Source organism: Corynebacterium sp. HMSC078A10 (genome assembly GCF_001811565.1).
GTDB lineage: Bacteria > Actinomycetota > Actinomycetes > Mycobacteriales > Mycobacteriaceae > Corynebacterium > Corynebacterium hesseae.
Genome location: NZ_KV805217.1, coordinates 898 through 17257, shown reverse-complemented (window position 1 = coordinate 17257; position 16360 = coordinate 898). Strand labels below are relative to the sequence as shown.

Sequence of the window (16360 nt, the reverse complement as noted above, 5' to 3'; positions counted from 1 at the left end):
GCAGAGACATCAGGAACGGCCACAAAACATATCGTGGACGGAGTTTCCTAGGTGCTCCGCAGAAACCGCTGTGAGAATTTCTTTTAAAGTGCGTTCGTCATATAGGTCATGGAATAGTTTGCGACAAAAGGGTTAAAAACCAATTGTTTTCTGAATAGAAGACTTTTGGGATGCGAAAGCTGGCTTCGCAGAGTCATAAAACACCAATGAGCACTTTGAGGCAAAGGCCGCCCTTTTATGTCGAAACTGAAGCATAAAACCTAAAAACCCACCGACCGGCCTATGGACGATTGGTGGGTGTTGATTGGCTCCTCCAACTGGGCTCGAACCAGTGACCCTTCGATTAACAGTCGAATGCTCTGCCAACTGAGCTATGGAGGAATAAATATAACGGAGAGTATTGGTATCTGCTCTCTGCGACGTTTAGTAACTATATAGACGAACCAATGAACCTGCAAATCGCCACCTAATGCGGGGTTTTTAAGATCTTGGGGACTAGGAATTGGCGGCCATCCTAGGTCCTTCCTTTTAAAGAATCTTGTCTATCAGGGTGTGCTGACAATGGAAGGTGGCTTATGTTGTGTCGCGAAGTTAGGTGTAAGGTAGTTGTGAGAATATCCCCAGAAGCTATTTGGAGTGAATGCTGTGAGTGAATCCCCGGCAAAATTTGAGAGCGTTTGCGTAGTTGGACTTGGCTATATTGGTCTTCCTACGGCGGCGTTCATAGCATCAAAAGGCATCAAGGTAACTGGCGTCGATGTAAATGCTGCGTTTGTGGAATCAATCAACCGTGGTGAGGTGCCATTCGTTGAGCCGGGTTTCGATGTCATGCTGAAAAAAGTAGTTGACGAGGGATTGCTGGTCGCGCAATCTAAGCAGATTGAAGCTGATGCTTATATTGTGTGTGTGCCCACTCCGTTCGCTGATGACTACAAGGTTGACACCAAGTACATCAACGCCGCAGTTGAGGAGATGGCCCCGCATCTTCGACCTGGTGCCTTGGTCGTTCTGGAGTCCACTTCTCCCCCAGGAACCACCGAGGCAATGGCAAAGCACATTGTTGAACTCCGGCCAGATCTCTCCCTCGATGAAGATGCGGAAAATGCCATTTTCGTCGCTCATTGCCCGGAACGCGTTTTGCCCGGCCGAATCATGGAGGAAATGGAAAGCAACGATCGAGTTATTGGTGGCTTAACTCCACGTGGAACGCAAATGGCTGCCGATTTGTATAGCACTTTCTGCACGGCGGAGCTTTTGCAGACCAACGCAACTACTGCGGAAATGGCTAAACTGACTGAGAACTCGTTTAGGGATGTCAATATTGCATTTGCCAACGAGTTGTCGTTGATTTCTGATCGTTTAGGAATCGACGTATGGGAGCTGATCGATCTTGCCAATCACCACCCAAGAGTAAATATTCTGCAGCCAGGACCTGGTGTAGGCGGCCACTGCATTGCTGTGGATCCCTGGTTTATTGTTTCGTCTGTACCAGAGGAAGCTCGAATCATTAAGATGGCTCGAGACATTAATGACGGCAAGCCACAGTGGGTTATTGACCAAGTGACTAAGGCAATCGAAGGTAAAAAGGCGCCAGTGGTCGCGGCTCTTGGAATTGCTTTCAAGAACGATATCGATGATCTACGTGAGTCTCCATCTTTGAATATCGTGAAGCGCTTGGGAGAAGAGCATCCTCAGCTAGACATCCGTGTTGTTGAGCCCAATGTTGAGGAGCTGCCGCCGTCCCTTTCATCGGTTCCAAACCTTCGGAAGCAGGACTTGGGCGAAGCTTTGTCTGATGCGGAAGTAGTGTTGCTACTGGTTAACCATAAGGAATTCATCGCATTGGACCGCTCCGAGTTGACGGGGAAGACGGTCATCGATACTAAGGGAATTTGGCGCTAGCAGACGGAATGGCTGGCGGAGGCGTGGGCCTCTGCCAGCCTTCGTACCTTCCATGTTTACGCGTTCGACTATTGTCCTGCGCGTGTTTTGAAACCTTTTACGAGGCCTAAAGCATGAGGGAATTACTGAGGAGGAAACCCTTGAGAGTTCTAGTAGTATCTCAATACTGGTTTCCTGAAAACGGGGTGCCTCAGCGCCGCTGGACTTGGCTAACAAGGATTCTAAGAGATTCGGGTGCTCAGGTGAGTGTTGTAGCTCCTTGGCCAAGCTACCGAATGAAGGTTGGCGTTAGTGACTGGTGGAAAGCCGGACACTATAGACCAAGCAAAGGTGCCGAAACCGGAAATTCCGAAGAGCAGATATATAGGACACCTTACTTGCCTATCGGGTCTTCATTGACTCAAAGAGCACTCAACCAAGCATTAATTGCCCTGTGTTCTTTGACAAAAGTAGTTAGCCTCATGATAGTTAAAAAGGAGAGGCCCGATGTAGTTATTGGTACGGTGCCGGCCCTTCCGACGGCAATCGTTGTTTGCGTTGCAGCAAAAACACTTAAGGTTCCGTATGTCATAGATTTAAGGGATGCGTGGCCTGATTTACTGGCAGAAGCTCCAAGGTGGAATCGTGGAACCAATAGAAGCGGTTTTCTTCAGTCAATGCTGTTTAGCGGACCTTTTAGAGTTGTTTCACTGATTACAGAAAAAGCACTAAACATTGCATTGTCGAATGCAGCAGGTATATTAGTGACCTCGCATAGACTTCAACTACAGCTTGAACGAACGTATCCCGAAATGGCTAGAGCGGGAACGATTCAAACTGTTCGAAATGTGTTTCCTGTCGAGTCCTCTGTCGAAAAGGGGCGGCCGTCTAGCTGTCAAGGCAATAGTCTAAACGTGCTTTATGCTGGAACCTTGGGACGCGCACAAAACCTTGAAAATGCGATTCGCGCTGCTGAGATTGCCAGGGAGATGGGGACTAGCATCCATTTGCGTTTCGTAGGAGACGGGGCGGCCAGGCAGGCATTGGGTGAGCTGGCTGCTGCTTCTCCAGTTGACATTGAATTTAGTGATCAGAAGGATGCTGAGTCACTTCACCTGGACTACCAGTGGGCGGATACTGCATTGGTGCACTTAACTAATTGGGAACCACTTGACAGAGCTATACCGTCGAAGACTTATGAACTAATGACTGCCGGTGTTCACATTTCAGGGGTTTTGTCTGGGGAAGCTGCCGATCTAATCACTGAATTGAAGTCAGGAGACGTTGTTCCACCAGAAGACCCGCTAGCATTGGCGTGTCTTTGGACTGAACTTGCTCAAGAACGCTGGCGGTTGATTGTGGACGATACTGGCAAACGATGGGTTGAGAATGAACGTTCAATACGAACCCCGAGAGTCTTCTCTGAATTCTTTCGAGCAATTTCGAAACTTGGGTAGTTATTTGTATTTCTTTCGTAGCGTTGCTTGCCTTCTAAGCGGATCCGCTAGTTTCTTGATCAGAGATCCAAAATTGTTCTTTAGAAATGTGGTTTTACGCCTCAAGACTGGACTTTTGAATCGAGTACTACCCGCAAAACTAGTCCGTCTGGCTGAAAGAGTTAGCGTAGCTGAAACGAACAAATCGGCAGATCCGATGGTTGAAGCTGCAACTGAACTTGGAATTACAAGCTCACCTTTAGCATCTAACGATGGAGTAAGTGGAGAAAAGCTTAAGATAGCGTTTCTTCTAAATAACTCATTGCCCTTTACTAGATCGGGGTACACGGTTCGGACGCAGCAGATATTATCGAACCTAGCGCGTATGGGGGTCGAAGTCTTTGCCTTCACCCGTCTAGGCTATCCAGCTGTTGTAGGAAAGCTCACTGTTCATGAGGCAGAAGAAGTGAATGGCGTGAGCTATCAAAAGCTTATGCCGAGGTTTCTTCCCTTTGGTCATACGGCGAGATTTGAAAAAGAAATCGAGCTTCTAAAAAAGCAATGCCTCAAGAACTCGGTCCACGTTATTCATACGACTTCTGGGTACAGGAATGCTGTGGTTGCTTCTCATGTGGCCGCGGAAATAGGAGTACCTTGGTTATACGAAGTTAGGGGAGAGCCCTATAACACGTGGCTATCTAAGGTGCCTGAATCGCTACAGTCTAAAGCGCGAGAGAGCAGACACTATCGCGCCCTTCTAGACCTAGAAGTCCAGGCGATGAGAGCTGCATCTGCGGTTATTTGTTTGAGCGACGTTTCCAAACGACGAATAGTCAAGTTGGGGATCGACGATTCGAAGATATTTAATTTGCCGAATTGCTCCAGTGTAGATGTTTCCGCAGACAGCAGAGAGCGACCGAGAGCTGTTAGCTTGTTCAATCAATCAGAACGTCGTCCAATTGTGGTGGGTACGGTAACCAGCATCGTTGACTATGAGGGGTTAGATACCCTAGTCGAGGCTGCGAAGTACGTCGACGATTCAATACATTTTCTAATAGTGGGATCTGGCGATTCAGAAGAATCGTTGAAACATAAAGTCGACGAAAACGGTTTGGAAAAGAGGTTTCATTTTGCTGGGCGGAAGCCTGAGAACGAAATCTTGGAGTGGTATAAACGCCTTGATGTGTTCGTGGTTCCAAGAAAAGACCGCGATGTCTGTCGAAACGTAACTCCGATCAAGCCAATGAACGCCATGGCGCTTGGGATACCAGTTGTTGCGTCAGACTTACCTGCATTACGGGAAGTTACTGGGGGATTTGCTTGCTACTGTGATCCAGAAAACCCTCTCGCTTTGGCTGAATCGATCAATAGGGTTTTGGCGGCGCCGGACAAATTCACAGCTCCGCAAGAGTGGGTCGAAGAGAAAACTTGGCCGTCGAACTGCGTTAGGCTTGAAGAGCTTTATAGAAGCTTGCTTACTTAAGCCGATGTCTTCCGCCGTCGAGGTGTTTGATGATCTCACTGTCGAATACGATTTCAACTGGTGAGAACTTTGACGCGGTGTATTGAAGGACTTCTAGAGCTCGCTCTTTATTTCCGCTAGATACACTTCTACTCCATGAGCGATAGAGCTTAACGATAGTGCTGGGGGAACCGTCAGCGATTAGCTGGCCTTCATGAATCCAAATGGCTCTCGAACAGTGCTCCTGAATCACTTTCGCTCCGTGTGAAACGAGGAACACGGTACCAGCGCTTTGGATAAACTCCTGCATTCGCTTTTGGGCTTTATCGGTGAAAGAAGAATCTCCAGTGGACAGGGCTTCATCGACTAATAGGATTTTGGCTGAGACTGCGGTTGCTATTGAAAACTTTAGTCTCGCTGTCATACCAGAAGAATAGGTGTTTAAGGGCCTGTCGATGGCATCCTTAAGTTCCGCCCATTCAATAATTCCAGGCTCAAGTTGCTGGACCTCCTTGGGGGTGAGTCCCATCGCATATAGCCCTAATTGGATGTTTTGTCGTCCAGAAAGCTGGCGTTGCAGAGCAGCGGAAACACCCAATAGGGTAGGGGTTTCCGAAACCAAAACTTCGCCCGTTGTAGGAGTCTCAGAGCCGGCGATAAGTCTGAGTAGGGTGGATTTTCCTGACCCGTTTTTGCCAAGCACGCCAATAGACTCTCCAGCCTCTGCGACCAATGACATGGGGTGCAGGGCCCGCACTTCTTGGGTATTCCGCCTGAATAGACTTTTACCGGAGCCATTCTTCGATATGCGATAAGTCTTCGATAGGTCCCTGATAGCGACAGTAGTGTTACTTGACACCCGTGTACCTTTCCTCGGCTCGCCAGAAGAATACAAACCCCACCAACAAGACTAACCCCGTAGAAATAACAATATTAAGCGTTGTGTATAGCTCTGGAACTCGGGCGTAAATAGAAACGTCTCTCGCTGCAGTGAGGTATTGGTATACAGGATTAAACTTCATTACTTCCAGAAGCACTGGATGCCCTTCAAATCTCTCTAGGGAATAGAAAATTCCCGAGGTAAAGAATAGAGCTCGATTAAGGAGCGAAACTAGCGACTTAATGTCGGGAACGAATGCTGTCAATCTTGCGATTATAAATATTATCCCAAGTAAGAAGACATGTAAGAAGAGGAAAACCGGGACTATTAGTACAAGGGTCCAAGAAATCTTTAAAGAATCCTGTAGGGAAAACGCGGTTACAAGTGCAACGATTGCAGGGATAATATTGTCATATAGTTGCCGCTTAATGGCTGAACAGGCGACTGCAGCTCGTGGGAAATTGAAGGAGGATATTAATGAATGGTTTGATTGAATCAAACCAGATCCGGAATTGATACCACGCGAAACGAAGCGAAAGAATACAACGCCAATAATCAAATACCCCACATAGTTTTCAATGCCGCGGGATACCTTAAGAATTACTCCAAAGATAAGTGCATAGACGAGGATCTCTAGCAATGGTTGAAGAACGAGCCAAGCTCGGCCTAAAAACATTCCGCGACCATTGCTAAGTGCTCGACTCCTTGCATCGGCGTTTATGAAGTAGCGACGCTTGTGCAATCGAGCGAGGTATTCTCTCATATTAGGAGCAGAGTTGACGGGCTGAAGCCCAGAGTCGTCAACCATTATCTTGGTTGAATCCATGAAATGGTCTTTCATTGCCTGTCCTTTACGGGAAACCTCCATTGGTCATCATCGCAGGAATCGTCGAGACCCGCTGAATGCGGTTATTGATGCCGTTGCAAAGGCTACCTACAAAACTGTTTATCTTTCGGCCGAACTAAAACGGGGGATCACAATAGATTGATCGGTTAAGAACCCATTTGAAGACACGATGATACTATCTTCCGACTGGAAGATGCTACCCGTAAAAGGCGTACCGAGGGAAATGACAAAGAGGCGGTTCGTATCGAGGCTTTCCTTACCTCGAAATACCAATTGCGATGTTTCAATGGCTTTGTTGCTTGCTGGTGAGATTATTGCCTCTACGGGATCCTCAGATCGATCTCCCTTAATGACCTCAATTTCAGTATCCTCTGGATCCGTCATTGAGAGGTAGATGACTTCGCCCTGGTTCTCAATTCGTACTGAACTATCGGCTCGAATGATTGCATTTGCAGTAGGAGGGAGCATGAATCGCTCGGTCCAAGCTTGTCCCGTCTTATCAGTTGAGTGGCCGACATCGTTTAATAGAATGATATTGAACTTTGGGACAGAGATTACGGTGCGGCGTAGCTTCGCACCGGGAAACCCGTGATTGTAGCCTGAGGCTAGAGAATAGTTTTTAGCCTCTAGATACTTGTCGGTGGCAATCACTTTGGTGTATCGGTTGTCGGGTGGGCGGTTGTAGCGCGTATTAGGCGTGAAAGAGTTATGCGCTCTGTAAGAAACTACATAGCGCCGATACTTGTTCTTTCCATAGTTGTACTTCCCTGCGTCTACAAAGAAGTTCTTACCTCGATAGTTTAAGACGACGCTTAAATCGTCAGAATGTTTGTGTGCGGTGGCAGAATAGCCGCATACAAAACCGATGTAGCTTTGAGACGATTCGCTCTTGAGGGCCGTAAAGCCACTCATTGAGTCGTGAAAAGATTCCCAATTCGGTTTGGCGGAAACTGTGCGAGCCGAACTATCGCCAATTCCTGGCAATTCGCCATTTGGCATAACGATGCGGCTAAAGTGACCGGCTGCTACTTCCAGCTTTCTTAGAATATCTTGGCCCAATGAGAATCCATTATCGTTTAGATATGACTCGATCTCACGATACATCCGATAAACCATCCCGTGATACTCGGGAGAGTTTTCTTGATGCATACCGGTTTCACTAAAAGTTTGCCAGAAGATGCTTTCGACTCGGCCAAGGGCGTGGTAGAGGTATGCAGGTTCGTCCAAACCAATGCCTAAAGACATTAACGCCATGTCCATCATAATGCCGTGATTGTTCATTCGATGGTGACTATCATCCAGCAATACATCGGCGTGTTTCTTCAAAATACGCTCGATACGCGCGCTCTCGAAGGGGAGCCCTTCGGATTGCATAAGGTACAGATATTGCATTAGAACTCGCACGCGCGCGCCTACAGCATGATCGTACCAAGTCATTTCTGTTTCGCCGCCAGCCTCAACGTAGTCGAGCCAGCTAGTGACGATTTCAGAGGCCTTATCTAGGAGGGCACGGTCGTCGCTGTTTTCATATACTGCTAGGAGTGTTCCTACAACTCTAAGGTTCTGAAGGTAGAGCTGATAGGTAGTCTCGAGTTGCGGTTCAAGATGTTCCCAATCGAAGGATGGTCCAAATTGAATATCGGGATAACCAGGGAAAGGCTCGATAGTATTGTCGAGGGCTTTAGTCGCAATCCGCTTAACATCTTTGTTGAGCTTGGAGGACGAATCCCCGATGAGGGGCATTACGGCGGATTTTTCAAACATATTACTCCTTTATGCTGAATGTTCCTATTGGGAGAAGTGGTTTCCTATTGCATCGACCCTGGTCGACCACAAAGAGTCTTTCAGTGTCTCTGAGAAGCCTTTATTAAACTGCTCTTTCATTTCATCGACATTGACAGCAGAGCCGAAAGATTTCACTAGTCGGTGAAAACGGATACTTCCGGGAACAGTGATAACCTCCTGGGACGATAAGTTGGATAAGTATCGTGTAGGGATGAAGCTCGGGAATTCGGCATTTGCGGTTCCGAGAAACGAGTAGAGGCTGCTGCTATCTTTGATGAACCAATAAATCTCGCCGTAGTCTCTATCGGGTTCATCGAAGATTTGCTCAAAAGTTTTAGCAGAATCCGTGATGAAAATAATCGTGAAGGGAAGAAAACGAGATAGCTGAGCTAGCTTAGCTAGGAATTCAGCATGGTGTGGTTTTAGCTGTTCCGTAGCCTCGACGGACAAAATATGTTGTTCGAAGGTGAAATCTGACCCGCTAACGAGATTGGTTGCAGCTTCCAGGACTTCAAGAACCGCTCGATCGTCATACGTAATTACTCGGTTTGCGATTTGAAGCTCGTCTTTTCGGAGAATGAGATGAATTGGGGCGGCTACTGCTGCGGGGCTTTCGAAGCTTAGCTTACTGAGCTGATTTCGGCGCTTAATTTGCCAGGCGGCAGAGGAATCGGTGATGCCCTTTTGTGCGTAGATTTTACCCGCCCAGGGATAGCTTGAGTTTGCAAAAGCGTCGCAGGTAAATCGGCAGCGTTTAGGTGATTGATCCCATAGGCATAGACTTACCAGGGAACCTAGCATCAAGGGTTCGTGGGGAACACTGTAAACAAGCGCTGCGATTCTCCGGGATAGATCTGTCTTGTCTGCGTGTGCGTTCCTAGCGTTGGCACTCAGTGATGAAAGCTTAGTTAGAAACTCTGGTATAGGCACATTGGGCATTAGTCTTCTCCGGAAATCCGTGACAGCGCGTTGTTGATGATGGTCAGAGTCTTGTCTTTGGGCATGGGCGTATGGCCGCTGCGTGTATCAAAATAGTAATGAGTGGCGAAATCTAGGTTTTCGGAATTCTGAAGTCTCGCTCGGTTTGCAATAAAATCGTTGACGACTGGGAGTTGTGCAGCGTAATCGATTTTGCTTGCTGTGTTGACCCAATAATCTCCACAAAAAGGTATGTCTAACTCTAGGAATTGATTCAATGCATTAATCGAAGAGGGATCTTGCTCGCGCAGTTTATTGAGGGATATACCGGGATGGGAATTCCGCATAATCGTATCAACAAACTTTTTGTGATACTTTGACCAATCGAATTGCGCATTATTCACTAAAAACCGTGAGCCTGGAAAACGGGAGTGCATTTGTACAGCTTGAAAGCCGCCCGCTGAACTGCCGAAAAACAGTATGCGCCTGTTGGATTCGATTTCTAAATTCTCGCGTATGAAATCGACGCATTGTGCCATTGTTGTGAAAGGTTTTGAGAACGCAGATCCTTGACCCCAACCAATCTGGATTTCGTTGTCCTGATGGAGGGTGGGATCTGAAATGAACAGACAGGATGCCTCGATGGATTCAGCCCATGTCCTGCGCTGAAATACTTCCCTTGGATCTTTTTCTGCTTCTCGTTTTACTGCGCCATTAAATCCCACAAATAGCCGGTCACAATATTCGCGCCGATGATAATAGATCGCCGATATTTTGCATCCTCCAAATAGAAAACTGAAGCGGATGCTTTCGCCATCTGTAGGTTTCGGTAGTCGCGCTCCGGGGTACAGAATTGGAGGCAACGCGCTAGTAGACATACTTTCCCCTCCGCGCGTCATCTAGTAGGCTCTTTATCTCCTGATCATTCTGGATATCAATACCGTATAGAGAAGTGATCTCTTCGATAATTGTCACACATTCTTGACGATCTTCGGCTGAAACATACTTAAGTTTCTCAATATACCAAAGCTTCAAGAAGTCTCGGAAGCGAGTTTCTATATAGTGCTCTTTAAGCCCGATTGAGTCTAACCATGAAGATCTTGATTCTTCCAACGGGATATACTTCCAATAGAACTTTGGAGAAATTGAGTTAACTGTCGAATTGGAAACCTCAGCATAATAAACGTGTACGGGGAGAGTTGTGACGGAAACACTATCAGCGTAGAAGAGCATCTGCTGGAAGAAGTATGAGTCCTGCCCAACAGCCCCCACTGGCTGAATTAGTCCTAAGCTCTTCAACCAGTGAGTATCGGCAACGAGTGCCTGGATACTCATGGGCTTATAGTTTAGTTGCTTCAAAAGCTCGGCATTCTCACCGTTCAGGCTTGGACTCTTTGCCATGGCGTTTTTTAGGAAGCGGGAGTTATTAACCGTAGATCGCCGGCCCTTGAATCGGATCATGTTTCCAATTGCAAAATTACGATTGTTCTTTTTGGCGAGAGCTAGCAATTGGTCGAAGGCATCATTTAGCTGCTCGTTGTCGGGATCTAGGTACGTTACGTAAGGCGTTGAAGTTAATTCAAGCCCTTTGTTTCGCGGACGAGACGCACTTCCTGAGCCGCCGACAGGGTAACGGTAAACCTTTACGTTTGGATACAGCTGTTCGATAAGATCTACGGTTTTCTGAGTCTTAAGATCTGTGGAGCCGTCATCTACAATAATGATTTCGCTCTTCGGGAAGATGTTGCTTCTGACGAGCGATTGGAAGCATTTGTGGATGAGATGTCGTCCGTTGTTGTATGTGGGGACGATGATCGATATCTCAGGTTCCTTGCGTCCGACAATATTTACGGGTCGCGTCGCCACACTTGTTTTGATGAGCATCGCCTTCTCAACGGCTAGGGTGGGAAACGTTTGCCCTTCAGCGAGCCAGTAGACGTGTCCGCTGTCCTTGCTCAAGTCATTTGAAGTTGGTTCATACGCGATCTGGTAGTCGTCGAAGGCTGCAAACTTCAAAATATCTGCATCCGAGTAGCGGAAGGCTGCTATTGCATCGTCTACGAGATCTGGTCCATTGAACGGGATCCGATCAATGAAAATCAGGACATCGCCGTTCTTGGAGCCTTCTACCCGATCTAGGTCATTCGGTGTTATCCACTTCAGCTCTGATTCGGTTGCTTGTGAATCGCGAAATTCCTCAAAGCGTCGTTTGCTATCACTGACGATATAGACATTGTGATCGGGTTTGGTTGCTTCTATTCCGACCGCCTCTAGTATTTCGTCGACTCGCTCGAAGGCGGTGTCGTTGAGGAACACTTCGCGAATACCTTCAACCTGGCAGTAGCTCAAGTATTCGTCGGTCAGAGTGTCGAGGAATAGCTCGGTATCTACTTCAGAATCGAGCATGGTTATTTGTGGGTAGCGTGAATTTAGGCCAGCGCTGTAATTGGAGAGCACTAGTGTCCCCATTGCTTGGAGTTCAACGGCGCGGTTTGCAAACATTGTTTGGCTTGTAACCACTGAATTGAGGTTTATCGCCAGCGGAAGCAGCTTCTGTAGTCGTAAAACCTGATCGTGAGAAAGTGGCCCATGAAGATTCTTGAGATATTTGGACGGGTAAAGATACCTCTCCACGTTTTTAAACTTGTTCGGATCAAGCTCTAGATTCCGATCGATAATGAAAAGATCCGAGTCTGACTGATTGACGCCATCGAAAATCTTTTCTGCAGCTCCTGCGCGCTCGGGGTACTTATGCGACATCCAAGAGCCCGCGAATACAACCTCTCGCCCCTTGTGTCGTTGACAGCCTAAAGGATTGTGCTTTTTGTAGTTAACGCCAAAGCGGAGCGCCTTGATCGGAGTGTCTGGTCCGATGTCTTCCCTGTACTGGGGGATCATTTCCTCAGCTGAAGTGAATACAAAGTCTGCAAGCTTTGCCAGGCTAAGAAAGGCCTTATAGTTAGGCGGGTCTTCCTTGGAATAGAAAACAACGGGTATTTCGTTGGCTTTTGCAAGAGGGATAACCGCATCTTCGATTAGGCGACGGTTAGGTGAGTTTTTCTGCGCAGCGCCATACCATTCGTCGTTGAGACCGCGCCAAGCTGATACTACGAGAAGGATATCAACTGTGGGTACTACAGCCTCAAAATTCTCGGGAGTTAAAGGTACAAAATCGGCAGCAACCTCTATGGAGTCAAAGAGAAAGGCGTCGGCGATAATTGCAATCTTGACGTCGCGCGGTTTGTCCCACTTTTGAGTAGTTGCTACGGGCAGAGAAGCGGCTTCAGCAAGCAATTCTTCTATGCAAGCTTCAGTGTTTGTACGATACTGGGCGTACTGTTTCATATACTCCGCACGGTTTTTGATTGGTTCAACGAACCCGCCTGAGTGAGCTTGGTATCCAGCTTTTCTTCCCGTCGGATGAGCATTAAGGATTGCTTCCGCTTTTAATTTGGCCGCCTTAACTTGTTTCTTGAGGCTGCGCAGACGTTTTAATTGCTTGTTGATAGCTGATTCCTGCATAGTTAGTTGTTTCCTAAAATCTTTTTCCGAAGGTTCCAGTAGCGGCGTTGAAGGCGTAGAGACTTAGTGCTTTCAAGCTTCCGGATTTGCGATTTTAACCTCCGAATTTCTTCGTCACGACGTTGGATGCCCTTTAAGAGCTTCTCATCGCGATCAATCTCAAAGAGTAGATCAGAATATGCCTTTACTAGCTCGGTAGCTAGCCTCGAGGTCAGATCGCTGGTTATTTCCTCAGTTTGCTTTGCACGTTTTCTCATGAAGAGGACCTCTGCTCAACGGGGTGAAGTTCACTATATGGGCTTAAGTTACCAGATCCGTGCACAGAAAACTTCTGAAGGATCCGAGGACACTTTTGCCATAGTCTAATAGAAGCCGACCCCACCACGATTTTCTAGCAACTTCATCTCATTTTGATTCCTTTTGCGTGGTTGTCAATTGACGAATTGACTATCATTGTGTTGGTTAGGAATAATCCGTAAACGGAGTAGCCTTAAGTCATACGCAAAATTTGCTGCTCGACCCTCATCCTGGCTACTCGCCGGTGAGGGTCTTTTTGTGGGTAGAGGGTCCGAAGATCTCTGGCTCTCTAATTTCCGCGTTTGCGTACACAAACAGAACCCGGCTCCTATTTAATGCGTAGCCGGCCTTGGTTGAAGAAAAAGCGAAAGGCGCGCTGTTCTTCGGCATCGAGAATGACAAAGCCGGCAGCATCAAAACTGCCCCAGTAGGTGATGTCGGCTCGCTGCAACCAGCCCAGTGCGTGAAGTTGGCGGGCGGCGGTGCCGGAGCCGAGGACGGTGATGGTGGTTGGGGAGGCGTCGGCAAGCGCAGGCAGTGCCAGGAAGGTTTGTTTGTTCATCCACGGCGAGAATCCGTGGTGGTGTGTAGGTGAAGAGGGCGGCGGCGTGGGCGGCCGGCACGCATATCCTCGTTACGGTGGTGGTGATCGTCGCGTCGAAGTTGATCTATTACGTCGTCGAGTGCCCGGAGCTTGCACTCGCTTTCCCGTCGGTGTTCCGCCAGCGGCAGCCATCAACGGCGTAATGAGGCCTGCCGGTTTGGTGCTCATGGTTGTAGCCGTCAGCGCTGGAGTCCGTACTGGGCTTAACGGGTTCTTCACTGCAGCAAGCCGTGTGTTGTTTACCCTTGGTCGCGCCAACCTGGTCCCTAGTCGGTTAGGCGAGCTAAACGGCGAGGAGCGTACCCCTCGGAATGCGATTCTTCTGGTGTGCGCAGTGTGCCTGGTGACTCCGTGGTTTGGGCGCGCGGCCTTGACATGGGTCGTCGATATGTCGAGTGCTGGTATCACAGTGGCGTATTTCTATACGTGCTTCTGCGCATGGAAGATTGCGCGCACTGGGCAGGTCCCCGGGATGCCCAAGCCCATTGCGCCGAACAAGTTTTATGAGTGCTTTGCGCTGGCCGGGTGCATTCTCTCCGTCGGGTTCTTGGCGCTGCTCTTTGTCCCGGGCTCGCCTGGCATGCTGGGAACGGCTCCGCTCGTCGCGCTGGTGGTCTGGATTGTGCTGGGGCTGGCGTCGTGGGCTATCAAGAGTCGTCAGTTGAAGAATGTGCCGCCGGAGGAGACGGCGGCGTTGGTTTTGGAATAGTTGAAGCGGCTGGACGGCAGTAGCTGCTGGATGGGGCGGATGACTACATGGCGCCTCGGTAAACCGAGCGGTCATTTAGCCGAGTGGTCTCGAATGGGACGAAGACATCGAATCTTGAGAGCTTCTCCCACACCTTGCGGGATTGTCCACGGTCGGTAAGGATACCGAGCTTCACACAGCGGAAGAGTACTGCTTCGGTGCTAAAGGCCCTTGCTGCCTGTCGCTTGCGTATGAGGGCTTTCGCGTCTTCGTCATCGATAATGACGGCAGTACGCACCGAAGGGTCCTCATCAAGGAGTGCTAGACAGTGAGCGATTGCGACGTATTCTCCCAGATTCTTCGCCATTCCACCCTGGATCGAGAATCTGGGGCCCGCGAATAGGCGGATGTATTTGAAGAGGCGATCCATGTCGTCGTCAAGCACGTGCACGTGTCCATGAGTAATGAGTGATGCCCATGTTTGGGCTCCGCACTGAAACCGCGGAGCTTTCAGTTTTCTCTCTACTTCGTCTCTGACCGCCGCAGGCACGTGAAGCTGCTCATCGTCTACGAACTTGAGAAGCAGGTCCTGCTCACCGGCGCAGATGAAGTTTAGTAACACGCTGGTGTCCGCAACGATGAACCTTCTAGTCATGGCGAACCTACTCGTTGGCGAAGAAGTCATCCAGGTCTGCCTCTATATCGCGCTGATCTGTGAGATTCTGGCTGACAGAACTTGGAGCGGTTTGCATTGAATCTGCTACTTCCTCGGGGCTTACCTGCTCGGCGAACGCTACGGTTGACAGGGTGATGAGTCCTTGGGAGTAGGCCTTGTAGGCATCGGCAACGAGCCTTTCGGAAGCCCGTGGCAGAGCAGCAATTTTGCGTGCGTGGTCATACGAGGCTTTCCATCCGAAGCGGGAGGCGAGTCCCTTGGCGGTGTGTTCCCTTAGCTCTTCCTTTGTTTCTTTCGAAATAAGTCCAGCTTGGTGCAGTTGGATAGCTGCTACATGCGGAGAGACTTGGAATCGTTGGACAACTGCAGACAATAGCTCTTCCGCATCTGCGTATGGAGGCAGCTCTTGCAACGCTTCTTCAGGGCAGAGTACGCAGCGCGCAAAGGTGTTTGCGCGTGTTTCGGAAGGCAGAGTCTTGTCACATTGCAAGGAAGCGCCATCCTCCGTGATGTCCCCGGCCACGATGTGCCCGATTTCGTGGGCGACGGTGAAACGTTGTCGGAAAGGATTGTTGCTCGTGCTAATCCCTACGGTTAGGGCACCTGAAACAGGATCGCGAAGAGTCAGTGCATCGAGGTCATCCGTCAAGTCGAGCACGATGAAGTCAGCGTCAACGAGCTTCATGAGATTGTTGATGTCGCTGACAGGTTCTAATCCGAGGTCGTGCTTCGCGCGAAAATCAGCAGCCAGCTCAACGCCCTGTTGTGAGGGGCTCGTTGAATTAGGCATGTGCGCTATCCAGGTTCACTCGTAGCTGGAGATAAGGCAGAAGAGTTTGTGTTGCTTCCTCGGTTTTGGCCTGGTGGCCACGGGCCGCAACGCGTACACGCTGGGAGAGCGGGGTGGCGTCCACAAGCTCAGCGGCATCTATACCAAGAGCCCACGCGAGGGCCATGATGTGGTGGAGAGTTGGCGTGGCTGTGCCTTTCTCTAGGCGAGCCAGGGTGGGCTGGGACAGAATTTCATCGGTCATGGCGGCGAGCTCTCTTTGGCTGAGTCCGCGAAGTTGACGCTGCGCGCGGACACGCTCACCGAAGTCGGTGGGGATGTTCATTTTGTGCTCCTTGTTGACTTCGATTAAACACGTGAATCAGGTTTTAGTCAAAGTGATTCAGCGTGTCTGATGATCGGGAGAAAGCTTTCCTTAGCGCTGTGTTTGCATGCGCACACGGAATCCGCTCCTGCTCAGTGCGCAGCCGACACTGGGCAATACTTTGGGCGCTCCAGCAGGCGTTGACTAGCGCTGTGCTCAATGGGGCTCTTCCGGTTTTGGGGTGAGGTAGAAATCGATGGGTTCAGCGGG

The 16360-nt window shown here is 49.1% G+C and carries 14 protein-coding genes and 1 tRNA gene; 4 read left to right on the top strand and 11 right to left on the bottom strand.

The features are described from left to right. Positions 1–305 precede the first annotated feature (305 nt). A tRNA-Asn gene (locus tag HMPREF2808_RS08860) sits at positions 306–381 on the bottom strand. A 264-nt stretch (positions 382–645) separates the two neighbouring features. Between HMPREF2808_RS08860 and wecC the strand changes: the two genes are divergently transcribed. The 3 genes from wecC (at position 646) to HMPREF2808_RS13105 (ending at position 4800) form a co-directional block, all read left to right on the top strand. After that, positions 646–1902 (top strand): UDP-N-acetyl-D-mannosamine dehydrogenase, encoded by a 1257-nt coding sequence (wecC, locus tag HMPREF2808_RS08855; protein ID WP_210386967.1) that lies wholly within the window; start codon positions 646–648, stop codon positions 1900–1902. 140 nt (positions 1903–2042) lie between these two features. Beyond that, a complete protein-coding gene (locus HMPREF2808_RS13110) occupies positions 2043–3338 on the top strand; it encodes a glycosyltransferase family 4 protein (RefSeq protein ID WP_083309056.1) in 1296 nt (431 codons plus the stop codon). After that, on the top strand, positions 3271–4800 hold the full coding sequence (locus HMPREF2808_RS13105) for a glycosyltransferase family 4 protein (RefSeq protein WP_083309054.1): 1530 nt from the start codon (positions 3271–3273) through the stop codon (positions 4798–4800). Before HMPREF2808_RS13110 ends, HMPREF2808_RS13105 begins: the two co-directional genes overlap by 68 nt. On the opposite strand, the gene HMPREF2808_RS08845 is transcribed toward HMPREF2808_RS13105, so the two are convergent. The 7 genes from HMPREF2808_RS08845 to HMPREF2808_RS13795 all read right to left on the bottom strand — a co-directional run bounded on the left by HMPREF2808_RS08845 (position 4793) and on the right by HMPREF2808_RS13795 (position 13590). Beyond that, the gene (locus HMPREF2808_RS08845; RefSeq protein WP_083309053.1) at positions 4793–5518 is read right to left on the bottom strand and encodes an ABC transporter ATP-binding protein; all 726 of its coding nucleotides are present in this window, start codon (positions 5516–5518) and stop codon (positions 4793–4795) included. The genes HMPREF2808_RS13105 and HMPREF2808_RS08845 overlap by 8 nt on opposite strands. Positions 5519–5627: 109 nt before the next feature. Continuing rightward, positions 5628–6485 carry an ABC transporter permease gene (locus HMPREF2808_RS08840; RefSeq protein ID WP_168165075.1) on the bottom strand — a complete coding sequence of 286 codons (858 nt, stop codon included), beginning with the start codon at positions 6483–6485 and terminating at the stop codon, positions 5628–5630. A gap of 120 nt (positions 6486–6605) precedes the next feature. Next, positions 6606–8270 (bottom strand): heparinase II/III domain-containing protein, encoded by a 1665-nt coding sequence (locus HMPREF2808_RS08835; protein ID WP_070624477.1) that lies wholly within the window; start codon positions 8268–8270, stop codon positions 6606–6608. A gap of 24 nt (positions 8271–8294) precedes the next feature. Further along, positions 8295–9230, bottom strand: coding sequence for a hypothetical protein (locus HMPREF2808_RS08830; RefSeq protein WP_070624476.1), 936 nt, complete (start codon positions 9228–9230; stop codon positions 8295–8297). Next, positions 9230–10087 carry a hypothetical protein gene (locus HMPREF2808_RS13360; protein ID WP_141752596.1) on the bottom strand — a complete coding sequence of 286 codons (858 nt, stop codon included), beginning with the start codon at positions 10085–10087 and terminating at the stop codon, positions 9230–9232. Before HMPREF2808_RS13360 ends, HMPREF2808_RS08830 begins: the two co-directional genes overlap by 1 nt. Next, entirely contained in the window at positions 10077–12731 is a 2655-nt protein-coding gene (locus HMPREF2808_RS08820; RefSeq protein ID WP_070624474.1) for a glycosyltransferase family 2 protein, read from the bottom strand. Before HMPREF2808_RS08820 ends, HMPREF2808_RS13360 begins: the two co-directional genes overlap by 11 nt. Before the next feature lie 625 nt (positions 12732–13356). Further along, complete coding sequence (locus HMPREF2808_RS13795; RefSeq protein ID WP_070624472.1) at positions 13357–13590, bottom strand: Wadjet anti-phage system protein JetD domain-containing protein; 234 nt, start codon at positions 13588–13590, stop codon at positions 13357–13359. Positions 13591–13774: 184 nt separating this feature from the next. Between HMPREF2808_RS13795 and HMPREF2808_RS08805 the strand changes: the two genes are divergently transcribed. After that, entirely contained in the window at positions 13775–14341 is a 567-nt protein-coding gene (locus HMPREF2808_RS08805) for an amino acid permease (protein WP_070624471.1), read from the top strand. Between the two features lie 43 nt (positions 14342–14384). Here HMPREF2808_RS08805 and HMPREF2808_RS08800 read toward each other — a convergent pair whose 3' ends face one another. The 3 genes from HMPREF2808_RS08800 to HMPREF2808_RS08790 are packed head-to-tail and all read right to left on the bottom strand — an operon-like array spanning position 14385 to position 16111. Beyond that, complete coding sequence (locus HMPREF2808_RS08800; protein WP_070624470.1) at positions 14385–14975, bottom strand: PIN domain-containing protein; 591 nt, start codon at positions 14973–14975, stop codon at positions 14385–14387. A 7-nt stretch (positions 14976–14982) separates the two neighbouring features. Further along, complete coding sequence (locus HMPREF2808_RS08795) at positions 14983–15786, bottom strand: ImmA/IrrE family metallo-endopeptidase (RefSeq protein ID WP_070624469.1); 804 nt, start codon at positions 15784–15786, stop codon at positions 14983–14985. Continuing rightward, positions 15779–16111 (bottom strand): helix-turn-helix domain-containing protein, encoded by a 333-nt coding sequence (locus tag HMPREF2808_RS08790; protein ID WP_070624468.1) that lies wholly within the window; start codon positions 16109–16111, stop codon positions 15779–15781. Before HMPREF2808_RS08790 ends, HMPREF2808_RS08795 begins: the two co-directional genes overlap by 8 nt. Positions 16112–16360 lie beyond the last annotated feature (249 nt).